Here is a 23517-nt window from a genome sequence, read left to right as displayed (position 1 = left end):
CCGCTCCCCCGTTCTCCCACTCTCCCGATCCCCCCCTCTTTCTAAAGAGCATTCGATCTGTCGGCGTTGTAATTTTCTTCGCTATGAGCGATCGCCTGACTGTTTCTGAGCATTATTCCCAAACTCACTTGCTTCATCAGCCAATACAAACCTGTAACGATCGCAAAGGTAATCGTCATCAGCAAAATAGGACGTTTTGCTGTTAAATCATCCACCACACTGCCCGCTACATTATCCAGTTCTGTAACCAGATCCCAGCTATTGAAGCGCAAGAACCTTCCTAAATAAATACCGATGGCACTGAGAGCGTGGATTAGCAACTCAACCCCAAGCACAAATTTGCCCCAACCTTGTTGTTTTAAATAATTTCCCAGGTTAATCAAAGACAGGACATAAGCTTCAAATCCCACCAGTATAAACAGCAAATACTGAGGAATAAGAACCAGAGTAATCATCCAAACCGAATAATTTTCTCGAATATCTTCAATCAGGTGAATGATATCCGTCAAAACATAGGGCGCGTTTGGTAAAAAAGCGATAAAAACAAGGAATCCAAGCCACCACTTAAAAGAACGCGATCGCGAACTGCGTAATAGCCAAATATCCAAAGCGATCAAAATTAAAGTAATAGCCCAAACCAAATAATTAGTGCGATTATCCCGCATGAAGCGAATCGCATACTCCAAAATAAAGGGTGCCTTGGGTAAAAATGTGGCTAAAAGCAACAAACCGATCCACCAGTAATAGCGCCATCTAGGTCGAGAAAATAACCACACACTTAAAGCAAAAGGTAGTAAAGCTAAAAACAAGTTCCAAGCCATCCAACCGCTATTTTTCAGCAAAAGCTGCCCTGCCATCTGTAACCAATAAATCAAGTTTTCTAACATAACCACACCTCAAATTTAAAAGGCATAAAATAACCATTATAACTTTTATAGTGATTGGCAGCCGCGTGAGTTAGATAATTTTTTTACTCCCCCACTCTTCCACTCTCCCATTCTTTCAAATGCGTACATTACCAACTTAAAATCTGTTGTATGTGCTGGCTAACGACTCTGCCACAATGGTATTTCAATATGGAATTCAGTGCCTTTTCCGGGTTCCGATATACATTTAATCTGGCCTTTGTGATGTTCTACAATAATCTGGTAACTGATGGAAAGACCGAGACCTGTTCCTTTGCCAACAGGTTTTGTGGTGAAAAATGGGTCAAAAATACGAGCTTTTACTACTGGAGTCATTCCTGAACCAGTATCGGCAATTTTAATCAACACCCGATCGCTGCTTAACATTCGGGTTTGGATGGTAATTACAGCTCGTTGCAGCTTAGTTTCTGGAAGAGACTCAATTGCATCGATCGCATTAGTCAAAATGTTCATAAACACCTGATTTAATTGGCCGGGATAACATTCGACTAGAGGCAGTTTGCTATAATCTTTGATCGCGTCGATCCCAGTATTACGAAAACTTTTCAATCGTTGCTGCAAAAGTAACAAAGCGCTTTCGATGCCGTGATGAATATCAACAGGTTTCATGTGCGCCTCATCCAAGCGCGAAAAGTTGCGTAAAGACAGGACAATCTGACGAATGCGATCGGCTCCAGCTTGCATTGACGATAATATTTTGGGCAGGTCGGCTTTCACAAATTCTAAATCGCTAGACTCTATGCAATCTTTGATTTCAAAACTGGTATGCTGGCACTCCTGCTGATAAAGGTCTATTAAGTCCAACAAACTTTTAGTATACTCGCGGACATGGGTAATGTTGCCGTAAATAAAATTGACCGGGTTGTTAATTTCGTGGGCAACGCCAGCCACCAAACTACCAAGCGAGGACATCTTTTCCGACTGAATAAGTTGCTGTTGAGTCTCTTGGAGCGTTTTGAGGGATTGAGCTAGTTCTTCATTCTTTTGTTGCAATTGTTGAGTTCTTTCATGTACCTTAAGGTCGAGATTGTGGGCAAGTTCGAGTAACTGTGCTTCCGATTGGATTAATGCTTGCTCGACTCGCTTTTGTTTTGTAATATCTTGAATCGTCCCCGTAATGCGAATGGGCATTTTATCTATATCCCGAATGATTTCCGTTTGTTCGCGGATAACCCTTTCTTCACCGTTGGGTCGCACAATTCGGTAATTAATGCTATAAGGTTTTTCCTGCGTTAACGCTTCTTGCAGCGAATTTTTCACCCACTCGCGGTCTTCCGCGTGAACCGTTCGCAAAAAAGTTTCGCAGTTGGGCGCAAAAGTATGAGGAGAATATCCCAAAATGCGATAAAGTTCTTCAGACCAATGCCATTGCTGTTCGATCAAGTCTAAATCCCAACTTCCCAAATGGGCAATGCGCTGGGCGTCGGCTAAACTGGCTTGACTGGAGTGCAGCGACTTCTGAACTTGTTGCAGTTCGGCTACAGTCGCGGCTAGCAGCAGGGCGGCGATACTGACGACTGCTACGAAAGCTTGTAAAGACAGAACGGCTTCTATAGGATTATTGGTGTGATTCTGAAAGGGCCCAACTCCTTGTCCTGTGCCCCAGATAGCTATTGAGCAGAGAAACAGGGTAGCAACGACGCTTCCCCGTTGTTTAAATCGAAATGCGACCCAAACTACTAACGGAAAAGGCAGATACTCAAAAGGATAGCGGGCGATCGCTCCTTTTGTTTGCCACGTAAACACCACCCAGCTAACTGCGATCAGCAAGATTAGCAAAATACCCGCATCTATATATTGCAAGGACTTTCGCATCGTCTGGGGCGAAACGGGACGTTTGGGCAGATTTACGGTACACCAACTTAACAAAACTGGCGTTACGACCAGAACTCCCATTACATCTCCCAGCCACCAACTTAACCAAGTTATGCCAAAATTGCGCCAAGGTTGTATGCCGTTCGCGCATAAGAGCAACACGCTGAATGTGGAGCTTAAAGTTGTCGAGAGCATTGCCGAGAGCGTTACAAATGCCAGAACGTCTTGAGGGCGTTCTAAATTAAGCTTGACTTTGTAGCGTTTTAACAAAGCGGTACTTGTCAGGGCTTGCAAGCTGGCGGAAGCTCCCATAGCCAGGGCGACGATCGGCGATACACCTAATGATAGCGAAACAAAGAAGTCTCCTAACATCACTCCAGGCCATACTCGCAGCCCCAACAGTAAAAGAGCGGCTTGGCTTATCCCTGCTGGTGGATAAAGGGGCGTTACCTGTGGTACAATACTCGGAATTTGTAATGCTAGTTTTCCCGCGCCACCGTAAACGGCAGCTAGTATCGCAACTGTTAACAAGTACCGCCAAAACCGATTTGGTATTGGGCTCATTGTTTGAACTGATAAATGTGAAGATGCACACTGATAAAAATACGGATGCTCACTGAGTATAAGAAGAGCAAGTGCCGATAACCAAGATTATGAGCAAGTCCCAAACTCTAAGCTGTGATTTTGATCTAAAAGGGGCTAGAAAGTCAAAAGTCAAAAGTCAAAAGTCCTTTGATGGTCAGGCATTTAACTACTTCAGCTCTGCTGGGTTACTTCTACCGTACTGCACTAGGGGCTAGGGATAAAGAGGAAATTTCTACTTTTGACTTTTAACTTTGTACGGGCGGGTTTTGGACTACAACTATAGACTTGTGATTGGAGTTATTGACTAAACCCGCCCCTGCGAATGATTGACTTTTGACTTTTCAATGCTGTCGAATGGGAATCTCAATTTCCAAAGTTGTTCCTTTGCCGACTTCCGAGAGGCATTTCAGAGATCCTTGATGTTTTTCCACTACAATTTGATAGCTGACAGACAAACCTAAACCTGTACCTTTACCGACTTCTTTGGTAGTAAAAAACGGATCGAAAATTCGAGACTGGACTTCTGGGGTCATGCCGATACCGTTGTCGGTGATTTCAATCTTCACCCGCTCATTATTTATTAAGCTGGTGCGAATCCAAATAGTAGGCTCAATAAATTCTAATGTTCCAATTTGCCTACGTTCCAACTCCTCTATTACATCCTTCGCGAAGCGTGACTCCAAAGAGTCAATTGCATTGTTGATAATATTTATAAACACCTGATTCATTTCGCTGGCGTAGCATTCCACTGCGGGCAGTTCGCTATATTGCTCGTTCACCTGAATTCGATAATTGTAGGTACGATCATTTTGCAAGCGATGTTGCACAATCAACAACGTACTTTTAATTCCTTCGTGAATGTCTACTTTCTTCATTTCAGCTTCGTCCAGGCGCGAGAAATTTCTTAAAGATAAAACTATCTGCCGGATGCGTTCGGTTCCCGCTTTCATAGAGGACAAAATTTTGCCAATGTCTTCTTGAAGGAAGTGTAAATCTATTTCTTCAAGCCGCTCTTGAATTCTGGGACTAGCTTGGGGATATCGATCTTGATACAGTGCGATCGCTTCTAACAAATCTTGGGTATAGTTATTGATGTGGGTAAGGTTGCCGTGGATAAAATTGACTGGGTTATTGATTTCGTGAGCGATACCTGCAACCAAATGGCCCAAACTTGACATTTTTTCTGATTGAATCAGTTGCTGTTGGGTTTCTTGCAATTTCCGAAAAGATTTTGCCAGTTCTTCATTTTTTTGCTCCAGTTCTAATGTTCTTTCTTGCACTTTGCTCTCAAGCGTTTGGGCGAGTTCTCTAAATTTATGTTCCGATTGCTGACGCTCGTTCACAGTAGCGGTTAAAATCAGACCTGTGATGGCTTCAACTGCTAGGAAAGCTTGTAGGTAAAGGATACTGCTATTGATATTACTTTCCATTATTAAAAATGGGCCATCGCCTCTTGATATTCCAAAAATGCCAATAGTAGAACCTACAAATGCTGACAGCGAAGTTCCTGTTTGCCCGAAACGAAATGCTGCCCAAATTACTAAAGTAAAAGGTAAATATTCCAGGGGATAATCGGCAATTTTTAGGCTGGTTTTAGAGCAAAATACTATCCAATTTACCCCGATAAGCAGCGCCAGCCAAACAGCGAATTCCATTAATTTTAGATGGGAAATTTTAAATGTAAAATTGTGAGTTTGCTGGTGAGTTTCTGAGTTTTTACATTGGTTCGACAAACGCCAATCCAAAATCCCAAATCTAAAATCTAAAATCGAGTGACACCACGTTAGTAACACTGGCGTCACAATCAAAATGGCAATGATATCGCCAAGGCACCAACTCCACCACTTTGACCAAAGTGAGCTCCCGGATAACAAAGATAAACTGACGATCGCAATGCTATTACCCACAAACGAGGATAGCGGTGCTGCCACTATTACCAATCCCAAAACATCTCGCAGGCGATTTAAAGCAGGATGGAAACCAACGCGGTTAAGCAACTTCGCTGCTACCCATGCTTGCAGCGTAATAATCAAGGCAGTGGTAGCGGCAACAGTCCACTTTGTGGCAAAACACAAGTAGAAAAAAAAATGACCTAGTGCGATTCCAGGCAATATCCGCGATCCCAGCAACACAAGTGCAGCTACGTTAACCCCTGTGGGCGGCCATATAGGTACAATCTCCCATTCCAGTTTCAGATTGGGAATTAAAGTGATTGAGTAAGCTGCGCCGAAGTGGACAACGGCCACTAGGCCAACAGAGGCAAAGTACTGCCAAGACCGCATCGGTATTTGGATAGTAGGCATTTTTGTGTTTCTAATATGTTGCATTGGCACCGCTATCGACATTATCGAAGATAGCTCACGTAACAGATAGTCACCAGAGAAGTTCTAGACTAAAAGAAGAAATTGTGAAGCAAGTGGCAAATCAGTCTGGAAAGGAAGTATTAAGCGCGTGAACAATTCCATGCAGGATCGGTTACTTGAGACGATCGCCCCTTACCGCGATCGCGTTGATTATCTGGAAATTCGATTAGAACAAAGCGAATCAACTGCCATAACTTTTCGTGGCCCACAACTGGATGCGGTCGATCGCGGTTTTACTCTTGCTGGCGGTATTCGCGCTTGTCATAACGGCGGCTGGAGTTTTGTTACTTTTAACGGTTTGGCAGAATTAAAAGAGCGAATTGAAGAAGCTATTTCCCAAGCCAAACTGGTGGGTAAAGAAACTACTGTTTTAGCACCGATCGAACCAATTAAAGACTATGTTACTGCCGAACTCGGACTCGATCCTAGAGGAGTTTCTTTAGCAGAAAAACGCCGTTTAATGGAAGGGTACAATCAGCTGTTGCTGGAATTTGACCCGCGCATTCAAACCACTTCAGTAAATTATCGCGATCGCTTTGGCATCACCTATTTTGTCAATTCGATCGGCACCTGCATCGCCCAAGAAAGGTTAGACATTCAAGCCGGTTTCGGTGCGATTGCTAGAGGAGAAGGCGGTTTGGTGCGACAAGGATACGAATCCTTCCACTCTCGATCGGATTATAATGCTCTGGTGGGAATCGAAGCGCGAGTCCAAGGTGCTGCCCAACGGGCTATCCGTCAGTTGGAAGCAAAATCTGTTAAAGGCGGTCAATATACTGTAGTTTTAGACCCTTACCTTTCCGGTGTTTTCATTCACGAAGCTTTCGGTCATCTTTCGGAAGCAGATTTTGTTTACGAAAATCCGCGAATGCAGGAATTGCTGAGTTTGGGCAAACCTTTGGCGATCGAACAGCTCAATGTAGTAGACGATGCGACTTTGCCAGGATTACCGGGTTCTCTCAAGTATGATGATGAAGGCGTTCCGGGTCAGCGCAAATATTTGATCGAAAAGGGTATCCTCACTCAACGCCTGCATAACCGCGAAACTGCTGCTAAACTCCAAGAAAAACCTACCGGCAATGCGCGTGCGATCAATGCTACCCATCCGCCGATCGTGCGGATGACCAATACCGCGATCGAAGCGGGGGAACACTCTTTTGATGAGATGATTGCCGATATCCAGGAAGGCGTCTATGCTGTGCGGATGTTGGGCGGACAAACTAACGGCGAGATGTTTACTTTTGCCGCAGCTGAAGGTTACATGATTCGCAATGGCAAAATAGCAGAACCCGTCAGCGATGTCACTCTGACGGGTAATGTTTTCCAAACTCTTAAAGATATTGAAGCGATCGGCAATGATTCGGTTTATCTCAACGGCGGTTGCGGTAAGGGCGGACAAATGCCCCTGCCTGTAAGTGTCGGTGGGCCACACATCCGCATCAAAAATGTTGTGGTAGGAGGTCGGTAACTCCAAAAAGCAGTAGGGTGGGCATTGCCCACCCTACTTCCTAAAGCTGCTGCATTTCTTGTTCCAACAAGCGGATCAAATTTTCGTCACCCTTCGATCTAGCGACTTCCAGGCGCTGCTCCAGTCTCTTTTGGATGTTAGCGCGATGAACATCAGCAGTTCTTTTTACTTCTTCCCGATTAATTCTGCTCATAGTGGACTCTTTTTGGAACTTTCTTGTGTGTTCTTCCTTGATTATAACTATAAATCAGGAAACTGTATCCAAATTTACAGAATTTTTACAGCTAAATCTGAAATTGACATCAAGTCTTCAAGGTCGCCGGGGGAGTGAGGGAGTGGGGGAGTGGGGGAGTGGGGGAGTGGGGGAGTGGGGGAATTTATATTTACATTTTCGACCTTTATGTCGTTCTCCCGTTCTCCCGTTCTCCCGCTCCCCCGCTCTCCCGTTCTTCCCTCTCCCTCTTCCCGAGGCCCTAATCCCTAGTCCCGACACCCTAGCTGTAACTGCCGTTGGCAAAGATCGATCGGCAGGAGCTTAACATTACTTCATATTTTATTTAAAAAAAATTCCCGATTATATAACAAAAATGCCGAATTTAAAAGTATTCGAGGCTACTAAAAATGAGAATCTTATGGCTTTTAAATTCAAAATATTGTCAATAGACGGTGGCGGTATCCGAGGCATTATCCCAGCAATAATTTTAGCTGAGATGGAAAAACGCACAGGAAAGCGGATTTTTGAAATGTTCGATTTAATCGCCGGAACCTCAACAGGAGGTATCTTGAGTTTGGGCCTTACCATGCCAAATCCGCTGGCTCCCGATTTAGCTCAGTATACAGCAAAGGATATGGTCGAGCTGTATCGAAAAGAAGGAAAACGTATATTTTATGAGCCGTTGAGCGAAAGATATACAAAGACAGATGATTTAATTCGACCAAAATACTCTTCCGAAGGTAGAGAAGAAGTTTTAAGCGCATATTTGGGCGAAACTCCTCTCAAAAATGCGCTTAAACCTGTTTTCATCACCAGCTATGACATTGAAATACGGAGACCTATTTTCTTTGTCAGCGATCGGTCAGCAGAAAAGATAGGGGAATACTTCCGCAAAATTAGCAGTGGCTTTAAAATGAAACAAGCGGCAATGGCTACTTCTGCCGCGCCCAGTTATTTTGAGCCATACCATCTGGCCACAATTCAAACTGACAGCAGTTTCTATACGTTAGTCGATGGGGGAGTTTTCGCCAATAACCCGACATCTTTAGCAATTATGGAAGCCATAATTGCTGCTAGAAGAACTGGGGAGAAGCTAGATCTCAATGAAATCCTGGTGGTATCTATGGGGACGGGTTCGCTAACTCGTAAATACTCATACGATCGCGCTAAAAATTGGGGATTAATTGGCTGGTTAGAACCGATTATCAATATTATGATGGACGGTATGAGCGAATCGGTAGCCAGTCAATTGGAACAATTGCTTCCTTACGATCCCGGTTATCCCAAACAGTACTATCGCTTCCAAGCACCGTTGAATGAAGCTAACGATGATATGGACGATGGCAGCCAAGAAAATATTGCTAAACTGGTAGATATAGCGCAGCTGATTATTGCTGAGCAAAATAGCAATTTGGATCGACTTTGCGAGGAACTTTTGAGGTAGAAATGTAGGGCGCGTCAGATACTAAAATAGTAGCTTTACGAACGGATTAATCGGTCTGATGTGCCCTATAAATGTTCCTCTTGCGTACAACTAGATTTTTTTTCAAGAAAGTAAACATTGCCGCTTAGCACGTTTGTCTTCGTACATCAGTGCATCAGTTCGGGCTACTAAACTTTCCATAGATTCCCTAGTTTGAGGATCGAAAGGTAAAATACCAACACTCATAGATAATTTATAAGGACGCTTTTCTTGCCGATTGAACTCATCAATTTTTGTAATAATTCGTGGTTCGATCGCATGGCAGCTATCGCCGCAGTTTAATGCCAGAATAATAAATTCATCACCACCCAAACGCGCCACCACATCTGCTTCCCGAAAAGTGCTTTTCAGTAATTGTGCGGCGTCAACAATCATCGCCGAACCTAAATCGTGTCCTAAAGTGTCGTTGATTTTTTTCAAACCATCTAAATCGACAAAAATTAATGCACAGAAGCTGTGGGCACGGCAAGCAACTTTTAATTGCTGTTCGGAGAGAAGAAAAAAACCGCGACGGTTGTGTAAACCTGTCATATCATCGGTGAGAGACAAGCGACGAATTTCCTCTTCTGTCTGCTTGCTTTCAGTAATATCGTAAGTTACGCCCAACACAGTTTCCACGCTTCCGTTGGCGTCGAACTCCGGCACAAATCGCGTGCAATAGTAGCGCACACCATCGCGACTGACAAAAGGAAACTCGACTTCTTTGGGGATGCCGACAGCGAAGACCTGGCAGACGCCAGATTCCCAGACCTCCCATACCTGTGGCGATAACTTCAACTCTCGAAAAGTTTTACCCAAGAATTCGTCTTTGGGGATGCCGCAGACTTCTGTTAGGGGTTGATTGACAAAGATGTGCCGCAGGTTGCGATCGACGCGGGCCACCAATGCAGGTACGTTATCGGCTAAAGTGGCCAGTTCTTTGTATGCGGTCTGGAGTTCTGCTGTACGTTCGACTACGCGCTGTTCCAGTTCGGCGTAAACTTGGATATTTTCCAATGCGACGGCGGTGGTGTCAGCTAGTGCTTGTAGCAACTTTACTTCTTCCGGACTGGGTTGATGTCGTTTGGCCCAGTAGTTGCCGATCGCACCGATCGGGTCTAATGTCCGAATCGGCACCATCACCAGACTCTTGACAAAGGTTGATTGATAAGCTTGATACGGGATGCGCGTATCGGCATAAATATCTTCGATCTGCACCGGTTGGCGGTTCAACATCGTCCACCCGCCGATGCAAATATTCATCGGGAAGCGCTGACCTTTCCAAAGTGGCGCGATCGCATTTTCCTCCGCGTAGTAGCACATATTGCGGTCGCGCAGTACGAAGGTAGCTCCGTCCGCACCAGTCAGTTCTCGTGCAGCTTGCTTTACAATTGCCATAACGGCGTCTAGGTTGCGAGCTAAAGAAAGCTCTTGCACAACTGTGACAAGTTGCTCCATCCCACGGTAGTAGCGCCTCGTTTCTTTTGGAGAAATCCGGCGATCGGCTATTTGTCGAACAGCCTGACGAGTTGCCATATTACTATCTCCGGAACAATTAACAATAGGCTAGCGGGGAAAATTTTGCGATAACGAGGCTTTTGGGATAGACGCCGATGACTTTTTGTCTAACGGATTTCATATAAAATTTTTGTAAACTTGACAAAAATGCCTGTTCCTAGACTGGTGACTCTCTTAAGCGATTTTGGCCTAAGCGATGTTTATGTAGGTGTAATGAAAGGCGTTATTGCCCAAATCAACCCTACTCTAACTGTAATCGATCTTAGCCATGAAATTCCTCCCCAAAACATTGCTGCAGGTCAATTTTGTCTGATGAGCGCCTACCCGTATTTTCCTGATGGAACGGTACATATTGCCGTTGTCGATCCTGGGGTAGGGGGTAACAGACGTGCAGTGGCGATCGAATTTGCCAATGCTTTTTTAGTTTGCCCGGATAATGGGTTGTTTAGCGGTATTCTCAGTCACACTCCCGTTGTGGCGGCGATCGCACTTACCAATCGAGAATACTGGCGCACGCCAACACCCAGCAAGACTTTTCACGGTCGAGATATTTTTGCCTCCGTGGGAGCTCATCTTGCCAGCGGTGTTCCTTTTACAGAATTGGGACAAAAAATCGCTCCAGAAACCTTGGTGCCATTGCCCATATCAGAATACAGTTTAACAGATACTGGTATTCTAGGCTGCATTCAGTATGTCGATCGCTTCGGCAACTTAATTACAAACATCCCCGCTCATCTCGTTGACGGCAAAAATTGGTTTGTTAAAGCCGCTGGGTTAAGTATACCAGGTAATAAAACTTACAGCAATACCCCTGATGGCAGTGCGATCGCTTTACTTGGGAGTCACGGTTGTGTGGAAATTGCTGTCAGCAAAGGTAACGCCCAATCACAATTGCAAATAAAACTTGGAGATGCCGTGCAAATCGTGCTGCATTAAATTGAGGCGTCAGCTTTTTGATAGCTGATAGGTGATAGCTAGTTAAATTGAGCGATCGACTGGCACCCCACAAGGTTCCTCAACTAGATATCTAATCAGAAACGCAGTTTTTGGCAACGCCAGTGCCTAAGTCTTTGGTTAATTAGCTTGTCAGCCGATCTGATTGACTTAAACTAATTTTGTGATGTTCCTTGCACGCCAAAAATAAAGCAGAGTTTTCGGATAAAAGATGTTGGCTTTTGTGCATAGAAGAGATTTGGTATGGCTGCCTAAGCTCTTGTGTGAGCGGGCAAGGCATAAAATTGTCTGATTGTGTCCGGAAGTTTAACATTTCCTTTTGTAGAACATCAGTAGGCAGAAATAAACAGTTCAATAATTTGCCTTAATAGCTACTCAGAACTGAAACTTTAACGTAGTAAGGTGAACTATTATGTCTACTCGCTACAACAATAACAAATCTCAGTTTGTCCGCATTGTCTACTCTAAAGTCAGAGTTAATGGTAAAGTACAGTTGGTGCCTCTAGAGCTGTATGCTGATGGTTCCCTCAAACCATGTGTTTGAGGTCTGCCCGCTCAAAAAAAGAGAGAAAAAATTTGTCGGGAAGATCTTTCTTTGGAAGTACACAGCAATTCTGCGTCGAGGTAAACTGTCGAGCATAGATATGGTGATGTGAGGTTGTGCAAAAACAGGTTATTATGACTGAGACGCCCCAACCGTTCTCGGTACTGGGACTACCGGTACATCTGTTGGAAGACTATTCAGGTTGGCTCCTCTCAAGGTTGCAGCACCAACAAGGCTGTCATGTGGTAACACTCAACGCTGAGATGAGCATCCAGGCAGAACGCAATGCAAGTTTGGCTAGTACGATCCGTCAAGCCGATTTGGTTATTCCTGATGGCTCTGGAGTTGTGCTTTATTTGCGTATACTGGGCAAATCGGTAAAACGTTGTCCGGGAATTGAACTGGCAGAGTCGCTTTTGTGGCAAGCCGGTCAGTTGGGCAAGTCGTGGTCGGTATTTTTCTACGGTGGAAAACCTGGGGTAGCTCAAACAGCCGCAGAAATGTGGCAGCGACGAGTTCCAGGATTGAAAATCGCAGGTACGCAGCACGGCTACCTTTCACCTGAAGACGAACAACAACTGCACGCCACCCTCAAAGAACTACAGCCCAGCATAATTTTAGTTGGTTTGGGCGTGCCGCGCCAAGAATTGTGGATTGCCAAAAATCGCCTCCTTTGTCCCAAAGCAATCTGGATTGGCGTTGGCGGTAGTTTGGATATTTGGGCGGGTATTAAGTCCCGCGCCCCTGCTTGGCTGAGGAACAATCATTTGGAATGGCTGTATCGTTTGTATCAAGAGCCCTGGCGCTGGCGGCGGATGTTAGCTTTACCACAGTTCGCTTGGCGTGCGTTAGTGAAAAATTTGGCTTAGAAGCATATATTTGCAACCAGGATGGTTAAAATATTCCTATATTTTAACCATCCTGGTTGTAATTAAGGTAATAAATTAATGAAGAAAGTAGCTTATGCGATCGCTGGCTTACTCATCGGTATCCTGATTACCTTCTTACTTATATTAATAGATACCATTGTCGCAATTAATACAGGTATACCTTTTGGTTTAGTAACATTTATCGGAGTTTTAGCAGTTTGGGGTTTTCTAATTTGGGAACTTTATTTTAACTCGATGAAGCCGATTAAACTGATGTTCCAAGGAGAGTACGATCGCGCTTTAGCTCTTTTACACAAAAAGCTAAAAAGTATTTTCGTGCGGCTGCATATAGAGAGTAGAGACGGCATTATTTACAACATCGCCAATGTGTATCACAGAATGGGCAGATTTGAAGACGCAAGTGAGTGGTTGGAGAAAATCGAGCCAAGAAAACTAGATCTGATCTTAAAAGGCCCTTATTATGGTTTGTCTGCCCTAAATCTATTAATGCTAAAAGTGGATTTGAATGAAGCTGAAAGATATCTAGAAATAGCATCTACTTTCGAGAAATTCACATTGATTAATCTTATCTATGTATATTTCTATGTTTTAATAAATAACTTTACAAACGCTGGTGAAAAACTGCAAGAGTATTTGGAAAATAAAGAAAACATAAAAAATTTCAGTATAAGTTTTAACGCTATTTTGATTAGGGATAAAGAATTTCTCAGCGTATTGGAAAACTTTATTTACGGTACGTATTATCAAGCAATAAACGATCGCGATCGAGCCAGAGAATGCTTTGAAAAAGCATATAGTTCTCCTTATGATAGTTACTACCAGGCCAAAGCAGGTGAATGGTTAAGGGCAAATGACTGAACGAGTGGGGGAGTGGGGGAGTGGGGGAGTGGGGGAATTTATATGTACATTTTCAATCTTTATGTTGTTCTCCTGTTCTCCCGTTCTCCCGTTCTCCCGCTCTCCCTCTTCCCCATTTTTAATTGCAAATTTTCAACCTTTAATTTGTAATTTCGCTCTTTGTCTTTCCTGAATTCGCTCTAAACTGCCAACGGGAATAGAGGCAATCAACTGACGGGTGTAATCTTTTTCCGGTTGGCGATAGATGAATTCGGCGGGACCGATTTCTTCAATTTTGCCCTGATTCATCACCATGATGCGATCGCTCATAAATTTCACCACACTGAGGTCGTGGGAAATGAAAATATAAGTAAGGCCAAACTCATCCTGTACCTCTTTCAAAAGATTCAGCACTTGCGCTTGCACCGACACATCCAAAGCGGAAACAGATTCATCGCAAATGATAAATTTAGGATTGAGAGCCAAGGCGCGGGCAATACAAACCCGCTGTCGCTGACCGCCAGAAAATTCGTGGGGATAGCGGTTCATGCGGCTGGGATCTAACCCCACGCGCTCCAGGAGGTAAGCAGCGCGCTCGCGTCGTTCCCGATAGCTTTTGCCGATACTGTGAATCAGCAAAGGTTCCATCACCGCATCTCCAACTTTCATGCGCGGATCGAGAGAACTAAAGGGATTTTGAAACACAATTTGCATTTCTCGGCGCAACTTCTGCAACGCTTTCCCGTTCAAACTGGTAATATCTTGTCCTTCAAACAAAATATTACCGTTCATCGGTTCGATCAATCGCAATAAAGTGCGAGCCAAAGTAGTTTTACCGCAACCGGACTCACCCACCAAACCCAGCGTTTCACCCGGATAAACCTCAAAAGAAATGTTGTTTACCGCCATAGCGTAGCGTTTGGTATTACCCATTATCCCCCGTACCGGGAAGCCAACTTGTAGGTTACGGACAGCTAAAAGTGGTGTGTCCTGAGACTTAATTTCTGACTGATTAGTGCTTTTCTCCCTGATTGTTCTGCTTCCCCGCTCCTCTGCTTCCACATTTCTTTCGCGAATTTCCAGCACTTCGCCGCTGGGATCGCTCACCACTTCCATATAATCGGAAACAGTGGGTAGATATTTCAAATGCCGATCGAGCCGAGGACGACAAGCCAACAATCCTTTAGTGTAGGGATGATGCGGGTTGGCGAAGATTTGCCACACCGGCCCATATTCGACAATTTTCCCTCGATACATCACCGCTACGGCGTCGGCGATTTCCGCAACTACACCCAGGTCGTGGGTAATAAACATCAAGGACATCCCGCGAGCGTTACACAATTCCCGCAGCAGTTCCAGGATAGTGGCTTGTACGGTTACGTCAAGAGCGGTGGTGGGTTCGTCCGCAATTAATAGGGTGGGATTGCAAGAAATCGCCATTGCAATCATTACCCGTTGAATTTGACCTCCAGAAAGTTGGTGGGGATAGCGATCGAGTATGGCTAGTTTTTGCTGATTGATGTGGCGATCGATGTCCGCTTCCGTAGGCTCCGATTTTCCTGGTGATGATTCTTGCACATATTCTATGTAACGTTGGCGCAAAACTTCATCTGTGGGAAGGAGTTTTACTTCTTGCAAAAGTGCAACAGCCGACCGCCGCGCTTGCGTGTCCGAAACATTTTGATGTAGCCGTATTGCTTCCGTCAGCTGAAACCCGATCGTGTAAACCGGGTTAAGAGAACTCATCGGTTCCTGAAAGATCATCGCCACCTTACCGCCGCGATACTGCTGCATTTTCCTCTCTGGCAATTGCAGCAGATTCACAGGTTCTGCATCCGCCTCTGACGCTTTAAACCAAATTTCGCCGTCCATCTTGCCGGGAGGAGGTACCAAACCCATAACGGCTAGAGAGGTAACAGATTTGCCAGAACCTGACTCGCCGACTATTCCTAGCGTTTGACCTCGTTTTACCTGAAAGGAAATACTATCAACGGCTTTGATCTGTTTTTCCTCGGTGGGGAATTGGACTTGCAGGTTGCGGATGTCGAGAACGGTGTCAGTCATGGAACTCTAGCATCAAAATTAACCTTATACTAACAAGGCGGCGGAGTGGTTTAGCGTTGCGGTAATGCCCCGGGCTGTCTTAGTTGCGCGTTGGCGGGTAAGCTTGTATTGTTGGACACCTTCTCGAATACCATTGCGTTGGACTTAAAAGCAGAAGGTCTGGGTTGTCCGGAATTAATATCATTTAGCTGCATACGCAACTTGCCATCAGCAGTAAACTCAAAAATGGTTGGGGCTGTTTTGTTATCGCTTGTGGTCAAGTCAATCTGCATGGGCGAACTTGTTGAGGAAGCTACTCGGTATCTCAGCTGCATTGCCGGCGCAGTATTTGAGTTTGATGGCAAGACGATAAATAATTTGCTCTCTGGTGCAAAAATTAAGGTGAGAGAGCTATTTGCAGAAACTTTTGTTTGCCATTGTCCGGTCAATCGTTGCACAACGGAATCTGCATTTTTAGTTAATTGTTGCGAAACTAACCGTCCTGCTATGGGTTCGGCTTTAACGGCGTAGCCGACTGCACAAAGCAATCCTACCAGCAGGCTCGATACGATCGATTTGCCGATAACTGGGAATGCAGCTAAACGATTTGTTTGGTTGTGGACAGGGTTGAACATGAACTTTTAGCACTGAAATCAACTCGATCTTAGCAACGCCTCTATTTTTTATCTCTAGTTCATTGAGGTGTTGCGGAAAGTATTGACGCTGCGATCGCACCGTTTGTGCCATAGTATGAGGGGCGAAGCACACAAACAAACCGACTTTCCAGTTCAGATTGAGATCGCGCCACAATTGTCTATTGTGCGATCGGGAAGGTATCCTTATTTGGTTTCAGCAGCTCTGTATACAACCAGAAGCGATATAACTGTTTAGTAAAGAGATCGGGGAGTGAGTTAAATGAAAGCTGATGCGCCCAAACCTAATGTGCAAGACTTGCAAACCCAAATACTTGAGTTGTTGGGGCAAGTCAGCGGTCTGATCGATAGTGCAGGTACAGCCCTAAGAACTGATAGTGCTAGCGAGAAATACGGGAAATTTCAACAAGAAGTCAGCGAAGCCGCCCGTAATGTAGAAGAATTGGAACTGCGAATGGCGATCGTTGCTCCGATGAAGGCCGGTAAATCGACGATCGTAAATGCGATCGTCGGTCAAGAAATTCTGCCTAGCAGAAATGCCGCTATGACGACTCTACCGACAGAGATAATTTGCGATTCCGAACTCAAAGAGCCTACACTAATCCTCAATTCCCACATTCAACAAGTTTTTCGCGAAACGTTTTCTGCTTTGCAGCGGAAAGTCAATGAGTTAGGGATGGAACGAGTCCAGGAAAAAATTGCACAGTACCCTCATCTGACAAAGCTACCTGAAAAAATCCAGGGAATGTCTAAACTTTCCATCCATGAAAAGATTGTCGGGCGTCAGCAAATTATTAACAGTTTGCGTGCTTTAAACGATATTATCCGCGTGTGCAGCGTTTTAGATCCCCTGGCTGACCCCCTTCAGTCTCTGATGGATGTGCCGCGTATATATACACCATTTTGGCATTTGCAAAAGACTGCAAAAACAGAAAAAATCGGCAAATTGGTGATTGTAGATACGCCTGGGCCAAACGAAGCGGGGGAAAATCTCCGACTGGCAAATGTGGTTTCCGATCAGCTAAGAGCAAGCTCGGTAGTTTTAATTGTACTCAATTTTACAGGGCTGAACACTAAGGCAGAAGAAGAAGTTAAAAAGGATGTTCAGAAAGTTATAGATTTACGCGGTAAAGATAATTTATACGTGCTGGTTAATAAAGTCGATCAGCGCAAAGATGGGGACATGACAACAGAGCAAGTGCGGCAATTTGTTACCGCTGAATTCGGTTTGGGTGATGGCGATAATACCAATCGAGTATTTGAAATATCCGCAAGATGGGCATTTTCTGCTACTAACTTTTTGGTGGAATTAGAACAAAATCCCAAAGTAGAAATTGCTCAAATGAAAACAGCGCGATCGCTAGCTCAAGATGTATTCCCGATCGACTGGGAAGAAGAACTAGAAGAAACAAATGTAGAACAACTGAAGCGGAAAGCGGAAAAGCTGTGGAAAAAATCCGGCTTCGACCCATTTTTGCAAAAAGCGATCGACTCACTCATGATAGAAGCAGCACCTCGGTGTATTATCTCTTCCCTAAACATTACTCGCGCTCGTCTTGTGGAATTACTGGAAGATATGCAGATCCGCAGCAGTGCTATTCATGAAGATGGCGAAAAATTACGGGAAGAAGTTGTGGCGCTGGAAGCAGATATGCAGAGTATTGAAGAGTGTCGCAGTCGTTTGCAAGAATTAGATCGAATCAAAAGCAATCTTCATGAGGAATTCAATAATATTTTGGAATCTGTGAAGAAAGAAGGGAAAATAAGCGTGGAAAGCTACTTCAGCGAAGAAGAATATCAACGCGCTGATTTTATGAAAAAAGGAGGGATGAAAGCCAAAAACTTTTTAGATTGGATTTCCAAACAAGTCAAATCAACTACTTTAGAAAAAAAATACCAAACTTCTATTGAATTTCCCACGCTCAGAGAGGCAGAAGAATTTGCAGATACAGCAGTAACTTATGCGAAAGAGAAAGTAGATGTACTGCTAGAAAATGTGCGCGAAAATACAAGCCAACAAATCGAGCGATCGCGTCAAGATATGCTGGAGTTTCTGGACGAGCAGACCAAACCAATTGTAGATCGGGCCCGCGAGCGCTTGAACGAAAATTTTAACTTAGACTTATCATTGCCAAAATTAAGATTGGACTCCGATTACTATATCGACTTGAATAAACCGCTCGTGATGCGTCATACCAGGACAATAGACCAGGGTTACACTGAAGTTGTTAAAAGTAGAAGATCGTTTTTTCATTACTTATGGCTAGTTCCATTTGAGGTGACAGAAAAAATTAAACGACCTAACAAAGTGGAAAATTTCTACACGGTTTCTTTGCAAGGAATAGTTTATGAAGTTAATAAGATCGTAGACCAAAACATCAGTACGATTAAGCAGGGAATTAATCAGTACCTTGATGAAGATTTTCAGCAACGAATTAATGACTTTTTTAACGATCTCGATCGCTATCTCAGTAACTATCGAGATAGTTTGAAACAGGCACAGGAAGACCAGAAGTTATCTATCGAAGGCAAAGGAAAATTGATAGAGGCACTTAATTCTTTGGTTCCCCAAATTAAGGAGCAAATCAAAAATGCCGATAACTATCTAAAATACACAGACAATTTTATGTCGCTTAAGTAATTCACAATCCATACACAATGTAGATTTTGCTGTGCATAAAGGTAAGCCGATCGCGATCCCAGAAAATCCCTATCAACCGAAAGCTGATGATGCTGTGCTTGGCGGTCAAGCTCCTCCGCCAGCGGACGGCGCGGCAGTTTTGGGAGGACTGGCGGGGGTTAAGGAACGATTAGCATAACTCTCTATAGAACAAAAAATTGATGCGTTGCTCAATGCTATGAAGTATTATTATTTGTCTGTGAAGAATAGATAAAGTTAGGTAAAAGCACGGAACTGGAAATATTGGCTTTAACTTTATCGTTTAAGTATGCAATTACCAAAAGTAATTCTATATGAAGATTAATCGCTTACTTACCTCAACATTAGCGGCTGCGATCGCAACAGCAGGCACGAGTGCGATCGCCCAAGCTGGTACAATTCGTCACGATCGATCGGATACACAGTACAGAAATCTGGCTAATCTGTTTCCCAGCGTCGGCAGCCTCAACATCAGAAGCTCATCCGGTACGTGGCTTTGTTCCGGAACCCTTCTCAATTCCACCTGGTTGCTAACAGCTGCCCACTGCGTTGAAGGCGCACGAAATGGTTTATTTAGCGTTGGCGGCAGCAACTATACCATCAACGGGGCGCTTACCAACAACGGCTGGTTCAACAGCTATGGCGATCCCAGTGCAGGCTATGACCTGGGTTTGTTCCGACTCAGCAGCAGAGTAACAAATGTTACCCCAGCTTCGCTGTTTACCGGACGCAACGAAGATATGCAACTCGGTACTTACGTAGGTTTTGGCGCTACCGGCACTGGTTTGACAGGTTATAACAATTCTAGTAGCACCACCAAACGTGCAGGACAAAACACGATCGGACTTGGCACCCGACTCGGTTATTCCGATCGCACACTCGTATCGGATTTCGATGACCCCCGCTTAGCGACATCAGATCCCCTCAGCCAGCCAGTCAACTTGGAATACAGCATTGCACCCGGAGATAGCGGCGGCGGGTTATTCATCAACGGCTTGCTAGCAGGCGTTAACTCTTTTATTTCTGCAACAGATGGTTCCGTTAATGCTGACTACGGCGACATTTCAGCAGCTACGAGAGTTTCTTCCTTTGCCACTTGGATTAACAACGTGCTGCGAAATGCACCATCCAGTTCCCGTACCATTGGCACTAGCAACTCCAGCAACATCTTTTCAGGTTCTTTCGCTTATGAACCAGAATCGACGTTTGACGATTGGGAAGGTTTGCCGGAAATTGAATTTTTGGAAGACATTTACAACAATACCGAAGTGGATATCGAAATGAAGTCCGTACCCGAACCTTCTGCTATTATTGGTTTGCTTTCGGTAGGTGGTTTGTTAGCACTATTTCGGCGTCGTCAGGCAGCATCGTAGATTAAACTAACCGTTTTTTAGTGTGCGATCGCGACAAGTATTGCCAAATTGGTAATGCAGTTTCGGCACTACTGACAAAGGCGATCGCACAGTATTTCAGTACTTTTTCTAGTTCTTGACTAGCATCAGCAAATCAGAAATTTTCTATATCATATTTACTGGTAAAAGTAAGTATACTTAAGCACAATTTATTCTGATTGTTTGCGAAAATTTAAGAAGGCGATCGCAGGTAAAGCTTTTATTTGTGTGAAGGAGAACAACTTCCAGCGCAAAATGGTTAAACTTAAGAAAAATTAAGCTGTAACCAACAGCTATTTGAGGCTGTTGGCTAAGCGAACAGGCTGATTGATAAATATGATTGAGCTACTAGCCGCACTCTCTGCTGCTGCGGCGGTAGGAGTAGGACGAATTGCCCTGCCCCTACTGTTAATTGGCCTTTTCCAGGGGGATAATCTTTGGTCTCGCGTACCCATTCTCTCTCTGATTCATCCGCAGGTAGTAGTGGGAGTGCTTACCAGTTGGTCTTTATTTGAGTTGTTTGCCTCGAAAAAGTTGTTGGGGCAGCGCGTGCTGCAAATTGTTCATCTCTTATTTAGCCCCATTGTCGGGGCTATGGTAGGTGTTACTATTGCCCAAATGACCGAAGCGCCTGGGTGGTTAATTATTGTAATTAGCGTAGTTGGTGGCTTGTTGGCGCTTGTGCTGCAACTTGTTCAAGTTGGGTTGTTCTTTCGATTGCGCGGTTTACCCTTGTGGGCTGTCTTTGTTCAAGATGCCTTGTGTGTGGCGCTGGTACTTTTAGCTTTTGACGCGCCCAGACAGGGTGGGTTAATTGCGATGATTTTGCTGTGGTTGGCAATTCGCAGTTCTGGTGATTGGTATCGCTGGTACAAACAAAGTAAGCGTTTACCGGCAAAGAACGGCTACAAAAGTAACCCCGATTGATTTTAGGGCATAGGGCGTCGGGGAAAAAGGGGTGGAATTAAGAACATTAGACATCTGCTCCAAAAGAATTTCAAAGGGCAGGCAGGATGCCTACCCCACAAGAATTTTTGGAGATGTCTATTCATTACTGCTTGGCGGTTGGTATTGTTCGCAGAAACCCGGTTTCTTGAAGAAACCGGGTTTGTTTGGTTTCTTTGCCTTGAGATTCAAGATTTCAGATTCATTTTTCCATCAAAAATCTAAAATCTAAAATCCAAAATCCCTACAGCAGTCCGACCAAGTGCAGTGGCCCCTGACCGCTGATCAGCTCCAACAGCAAGGCAATCAGAGCAATCATCGCCACACGACCGTTCCAAACTTCCGCAGAAGTAGTCAGTCCCCACTCCCAACGCTCTTGGGGGTACATCTTGACTTTTTTCTTCATCTGTGTTACTTCCGCAAGCTTCACGCTGGGAGAGTTGAGAGCATTGATGACTAAATCTGCTAAGGCGTCAATAAATACGGGATGGGTATTGAGGGCGGGTACGCGGCGGAAGTTGTGAATGCCAGCTTCCTCAGCTAGTTCGCGGTATTCGATATCGATTTCTTCGAGAGTTTCGATATGCTCGGAGACAAAACTGATCGGCACAACTACCAAATCTTGAACTCCCTCAGCGCCGAGTTGTTCGATCGCATCTTCAGTATAGGGTTTGAGCCACTCGACCGGGCCGACGCGACTTTGATAAGCGAGGACGTGGGGGTTCGGTCTATTGAGGTTTTGCATAATTAAAGCACTGCATTCCTCAATTTCTTTTTGGTAGGGGTCGCCGGCTTCTTCTACGTAGCTGACGGGGACGCCGTGGGCGCTAAAAAAGACGGTAACTTCATCGCGATTGGGAAAGCGATCGAGTTCCTGGGCAATTAGATCCGCCATTGCTTGCAAATAACCGGTTTGCTCATACCAGGAACGAATGACGGTGTAGTCAATGCGGTTGAGCAAGGGGTCTTCTTGCCAGATTTTTTCCATCAGGCGGAAGCTGGAACCGCTGGTGCTGATGGAAAATTGGGGATAAAGGGGCAGGATAACCAGACGATCGATCCGATCGCGTTTGATCCTGGCAATTGCTTCCTCTGTGAAAGGATGCCAGTAACGCATCCCAATGTATACTCTGGCCGGTTGTCCTTTTTGCTGTAAATGTGCTTCTAAAGCTTGTGCCTGGGCTTCTGTAATCTGACGCAGGGGCGAACCCCCACCAATTTGGCGATAATTTTCTTGAGATTTCTTGGCTCGCATTGTGGAGATAAACCAAGCCAGAGGTTTTTGTAGCCAGGGAAAAGGCAGGCGAATGATTTCCGGGTCGGAAAATAGGTTAAACAGAAAGGGACGGACATCTTCCAGTTGATCTGGCCCGCCCAAGTTGAGTAATAAGACCCCAGTACGCCCCATAGCTACTAACAGTTTCCCAAAGTTTTTATATTTGTTACCGATTTTAACAATATAACCTGTTAATGGATGAAGTTAGCAACAAACTATACATAAATTCAGGAGAATTAAGCGGTGGCAACAATTTTAAGGGAATGGAGCTATCGGTATCAGTGGTTGTACGATGCGATCGCCCGTCTTGCTGCTGTCAGCGTCGGCGGTGAAGGGCGTTTCCGCCGTTTAGCTTTAGAAGGCTTAACGATCGATTCAGAAACTAAAGTGCTAGACCTTTGTTGCGGTAGCGGTCAAGCAACGCAAGTGTTGGTGCAACACTCCCAAAACGTGACGGGATTGGATGCCTCGCCTTTATCTTTGCAACGAGCGCGGCATAACGTTCCTCAAGCCCAGTATACAGAAGCTTTTGCGGAAAATATGCCGTTTGCGGACAACTGTTTCGATCTGGTACATACTAGCGCCGCCATGCACGAGATGCAGCCCAAGCAATTGCGACAAATTCTCAAAGAAGTTTACCGGGTGCTGAAACCGGGTGGGGTATTTGCGCTGGTGGATTTTCACGCGCCGACGAATCCCCTATTTTGGCCGCCGATATCCTTATTTTTGTGGTTGTTTGAAACGGAAACGGCATGGCAACTCATCCAAACCGATTTGCCTGGGTTGTTGGCAGAGATGGGATTTCGGGATAAACAGCAAAGTTTGTATGCGGGTGGCAGTTTGCAGGTGATTTGGGCGAGGAAATGAAGAAAGGGGCTAGGGGCTAGGGGCTAGGGGCTAGGGGAAAGAGGGAAGAGGGAAGAGGGAAGAGGGAGGAGGGAGAGGGAAAAGCGAAAATATTAATTCTTCCACTC

General features: G+C 44.8%; 20 protein-coding genes. 12 read left to right on the top strand and 8 right to left on the bottom strand.

All coding sequences use genetic code 11. From position 1 onward, the window contains the following. Positions 1-41: 41 nt before the first annotated feature. From H6G03_RS31495 to H6G03_RS37450, 3 genes are all read right to left on the bottom strand, one after another. The gene (locus tag H6G03_RS31495) at positions 42-887 is read right to left on the bottom strand and encodes a DUF1361 domain-containing protein (protein WP_190473840.1); all 846 of its coding nucleotides are present in this window, start codon (positions 885-887) and stop codon (positions 42-44) included. A gap of 159 nt (positions 888-1046) precedes the next feature. Continuing rightward, a complete protein-coding gene (locus tag H6G03_RS31490; protein ID WP_190473838.1) occupies positions 1047-3305 on the bottom strand; it encodes an MASE1 domain-containing protein in 2259 nt (752 codons plus the stop codon). Positions 3306-3667: 362 nt separating this feature from the next. After that, a complete protein-coding gene (locus H6G03_RS37450) occupies positions 3668-5629 on the bottom strand; it encodes an MASE1 domain-containing protein (RefSeq protein WP_199315574.1) in 1962 nt (653 codons plus the stop codon). Between the two features lie 160 nt (positions 5630-5789). On the opposite strand from H6G03_RS37450, the gene H6G03_RS31480 reads away from it, so the two are divergent. Continuing rightward, positions 5790-7157: a TldD/PmbA family protein gene (locus H6G03_RS31480; RefSeq protein ID WP_190473843.1), complete on the top strand. Its 1368-nt coding sequence runs from the start codon at positions 5790-5792 to the stop codon at positions 7155-7157. Positions 7158-7197: 40 nt separating this feature from the next. Here H6G03_RS31480 and pirA read toward each other — a convergent pair whose 3' ends face one another. Then, positions 7198-7350 (bottom strand): arginine synthesis PII-interacting regulator PirA, encoded by a 153-nt coding sequence (gene pirA, locus H6G03_RS31475; RefSeq protein ID WP_190473836.1) that lies wholly within the window; start codon positions 7348-7350, stop codon positions 7198-7200. Between the two features lie 439 nt (positions 7351-7789). Here pirA and H6G03_RS31470 point away from each other — a divergent pair, with 439 nt between their 5' ends. After that, a complete protein-coding gene (locus H6G03_RS31470; protein WP_190473834.1) occupies positions 7790-8815 on the top strand; it encodes a patatin-like phospholipase family protein in 1026 nt (341 codons plus the stop codon). A gap of 102 nt (positions 8816-8917) precedes the next feature. Here the strand turns inward: H6G03_RS31470 and H6G03_RS31465 are convergent, their stop codons facing one another. Beyond that, positions 8918-10369: a sensor domain-containing diguanylate cyclase gene (locus H6G03_RS31465; protein ID WP_190473832.1), complete on the bottom strand. Its 1452-nt coding sequence runs from the start codon at positions 10367-10369 to the stop codon at positions 8918-8920. A 129-nt stretch (positions 10370-10498) separates the two neighbouring features. Here H6G03_RS31465 and H6G03_RS31460 point away from each other — a divergent pair, with 129 nt between their 5' ends. The 4 genes from H6G03_RS31460 (at position 10499) to H6G03_RS31450 (ending at position 13597) form a co-directional block, all read left to right on the top strand. Further along, positions 10499-11287, top strand: a complete 789-nt coding sequence (locus tag H6G03_RS31460; protein WP_190473825.1) for an SAM hydrolase/SAM-dependent halogenase family protein — start codon at positions 10499-10501, stop codon at positions 11285-11287. 430 nt (positions 11288-11717) lie between these two features. Next, positions 11718-11849 (top strand): hypothetical protein, encoded by a 132-nt coding sequence (locus H6G03_RS39045; protein WP_255512303.1) that lies wholly within the window; start codon positions 11718-11720, stop codon positions 11847-11849. Between the two features lie 134 nt (positions 11850-11983). Further along, positions 11984-12718, top strand: a complete 735-nt coding sequence (locus H6G03_RS31455; protein WP_190473824.1) for a WecB/TagA/CpsF family glycosyltransferase — start codon at positions 11984-11986, stop codon at positions 12716-12718. Between the two features lie 78 nt (positions 12719-12796). Continuing rightward, complete coding sequence (locus tag H6G03_RS31450) at positions 12797-13597, top strand: tetratricopeptide repeat protein (RefSeq protein ID WP_190473821.1); 801 nt, start codon at positions 12797-12799, stop codon at positions 13595-13597. Between the two features lie 132 nt (positions 13598-13729). On the opposite strand, the gene H6G03_RS39175 is transcribed toward H6G03_RS31450, so the two are convergent. Both H6G03_RS39175 and H6G03_RS31440 read right to left on the bottom strand, forming a co-directional pair. Next, positions 13730-15640, bottom strand: a complete 1911-nt coding sequence (locus H6G03_RS39175) for an ABC transporter ATP-binding protein (protein ID WP_190473820.1) — start codon at positions 15638-15640, stop codon at positions 13730-13732. 50 nt (positions 15641-15690) lie between these two features. Then, positions 15691-16254 (bottom strand): hypothetical protein, encoded by a 564-nt coding sequence (locus H6G03_RS31440; RefSeq protein WP_190473818.1) that lies wholly within the window; start codon positions 16252-16254, stop codon positions 15691-15693. A 67-nt stretch (positions 16255-16321) separates the two neighbouring features. Between H6G03_RS31440 and H6G03_RS31435 the strand changes: the two genes are divergently transcribed. The 5 genes from H6G03_RS31435 to H6G03_RS31415 all read left to right on the top strand — a co-directional run bounded on the left by H6G03_RS31435 (position 16322) and on the right by H6G03_RS31415 (position 21249). Continuing rightward, complete coding sequence (locus H6G03_RS31435) at positions 16322-16510, top strand: hypothetical protein (RefSeq protein ID WP_190473816.1); 189 nt, start codon at positions 16322-16324, stop codon at positions 16508-16510. Between the two features lie 24 nt (positions 16511-16534). Continuing rightward, positions 16535-18913 (top strand): dynamin family protein, encoded by a 2379-nt coding sequence (locus tag H6G03_RS31430; RefSeq protein ID WP_190473814.1) that lies wholly within the window; start codon positions 16535-16537, stop codon positions 18911-18913. A 31-nt stretch (positions 18914-18944) separates the two neighbouring features. Further along, positions 18945-19091, top strand: a complete 147-nt coding sequence (locus H6G03_RS31425) for a hypothetical protein (protein WP_190473812.1) — start codon at positions 18945-18947, stop codon at positions 19089-19091. A gap of 154 nt (positions 19092-19245) precedes the next feature. Then, complete coding sequence (locus tag H6G03_RS31420; RefSeq protein WP_190473810.1) at positions 19246-20304, top strand: trypsin-like serine protease; 1059 nt, start codon at positions 19246-19248, stop codon at positions 20302-20304. A gap of 354 nt (positions 20305-20658) precedes the next feature. Continuing rightward, positions 20659-21249 (top strand): DUF4126 domain-containing protein, encoded by a 591-nt coding sequence (locus tag H6G03_RS31415; protein ID WP_190473808.1) that lies wholly within the window; start codon positions 20659-20661, stop codon positions 21247-21249. A 262-nt stretch (positions 21250-21511) separates the two neighbouring features. On the opposite strand, the gene hemH is transcribed toward H6G03_RS31415, so the two are convergent. Continuing rightward, positions 21512-22675 carry a ferrochelatase gene (gene hemH / locus H6G03_RS31410; RefSeq protein WP_190473806.1) on the bottom strand — a complete coding sequence of 388 codons (1164 nt, stop codon included), beginning with the start codon at positions 22673-22675 and terminating at the stop codon, positions 21512-21514. Between the two features lie 111 nt (positions 22676-22786). Between hemH and H6G03_RS31405 the strand changes: the two genes are divergently transcribed. Next, the gene (locus H6G03_RS31405) at positions 22787-23410 is read left to right on the top strand and encodes a methyltransferase domain-containing protein (RefSeq protein WP_190473805.1); all 624 of its coding nucleotides are present in this window, start codon (positions 22787-22789) and stop codon (positions 23408-23410) included. The last annotated feature ends 107 nt before the right edge of the window (positions 23411-23517 follow it).

The sequence above is a fragment of the Aerosakkonema funiforme FACHB-1375 genome, assembly GCF_014696265.1.
GTDB lineage: Bacteria > Cyanobacteriota > Cyanobacteriia > Cyanobacteriales > Aerosakkonemataceae > Aerosakkonema > Aerosakkonema funiforme_A.
The sequence above is the reverse complement of the archived record's forward strand: the minus strand, read 5'-3'. Positions and strand labels throughout refer to the sequence as shown.

What these genes read in the sequence shown, in the direction of transcription:
- H6G03_RS31495 (WP_190473840.1), bottom strand. Translation starts at nt 887, where the DNA reads ATGTTAGAAAACTTGATTTATTGGTTACAGATGGCAGGGCAGCTTTTG.
- H6G03_RS31490 (WP_190473838.1), bottom strand. Translation starts at nt 3,305, where the DNA reads ATGAGCCCAATACCAAATCGGTTTTGGCGGTACTTGTTAACAGTTGCG.
- H6G03_RS37450 (WP_199315574.1), bottom strand. Translation starts at nt 5,629, where the DNA reads ATGCCTACTATCCAAATACCGATGCGGTCTTGGCAGTACTTTGCCTCT.
- H6G03_RS31480 (WP_190473843.1), top strand. Translation starts at nt 5,790, where the DNA reads ATGCAGGATCGGTTACTTGAGACGATCGCCCCTTACCGCGATCGCGTT.
- pirA (WP_190473836.1), bottom strand. Translation starts at nt 7,350, where the DNA reads ATGAGCAGAATTAATCGGGAAGAAGTAAAAAGAACTGCTGATGTTCAT.
- H6G03_RS31470 (WP_190473834.1), top strand. Translation starts at nt 7,790, where the DNA reads ATGGCTTTTAAATTCAAAATATTGTCAATAGACGGTGGCGGTATCCGA.
- H6G03_RS31465 (WP_190473832.1), bottom strand. Translation starts at nt 10,369, where the DNA reads ATGGCAACTCGTCAGGCTGTTCGACAAATAGCCGATCGCCGGATTTCT.
- H6G03_RS31460 (WP_190473825.1), top strand. Translation starts at nt 10,499, where the DNA reads ATGCCTGTTCCTAGACTGGTGACTCTCTTAAGCGATTTTGGCCTAAGC.
- H6G03_RS39045 (WP_255512303.1), top strand. Translation starts at nt 11,718, where the DNA reads ATGTCTACTCGCTACAACAATAACAAATCTCAGTTTGTCCGCATTGTC.
- H6G03_RS31455 (WP_190473824.1), top strand. Translation starts at nt 11,984, where the DNA reads ATGACTGAGACGCCCCAACCGTTCTCGGTACTGGGACTACCGGTACAT.
- H6G03_RS31450 (WP_190473821.1), top strand. Translation starts at nt 12,797, where the DNA reads ATGAAGAAAGTAGCTTATGCGATCGCTGGCTTACTCATCGGTATCCTG.
- H6G03_RS39175 (WP_190473820.1), bottom strand. Translation starts at nt 15,640, where the DNA reads ATGACTGACACCGTTCTCGACATCCGCAACCTGCAAGTCCAATTCCCC.
- H6G03_RS31440 (WP_190473818.1), bottom strand. Translation starts at nt 16,254, where the DNA reads ATGTTCAACCCTGTCCACAACCAAACAAATCGTTTAGCTGCATTCCCA.
- H6G03_RS31430 (WP_190473814.1), top strand. Translation starts at nt 16,535, where the DNA reads ATGAAAGCTGATGCGCCCAAACCTAATGTGCAAGACTTGCAAACCCAA.
- H6G03_RS31420 (WP_190473810.1), top strand. Translation starts at nt 19,246, where the DNA reads ATGAAGATTAATCGCTTACTTACCTCAACATTAGCGGCTGCGATCGCA.
- H6G03_RS31415 (WP_190473808.1), top strand. Translation starts at nt 20,659, where the DNA reads ATGATTGAGCTACTAGCCGCACTCTCTGCTGCTGCGGCGGTAGGAGTA.
- hemH (WP_190473806.1), bottom strand. Translation starts at nt 22,675, where the DNA reads ATGGGGCGTACTGGGGTCTTATTACTCAACTTGGGCGGGCCAGATCAA.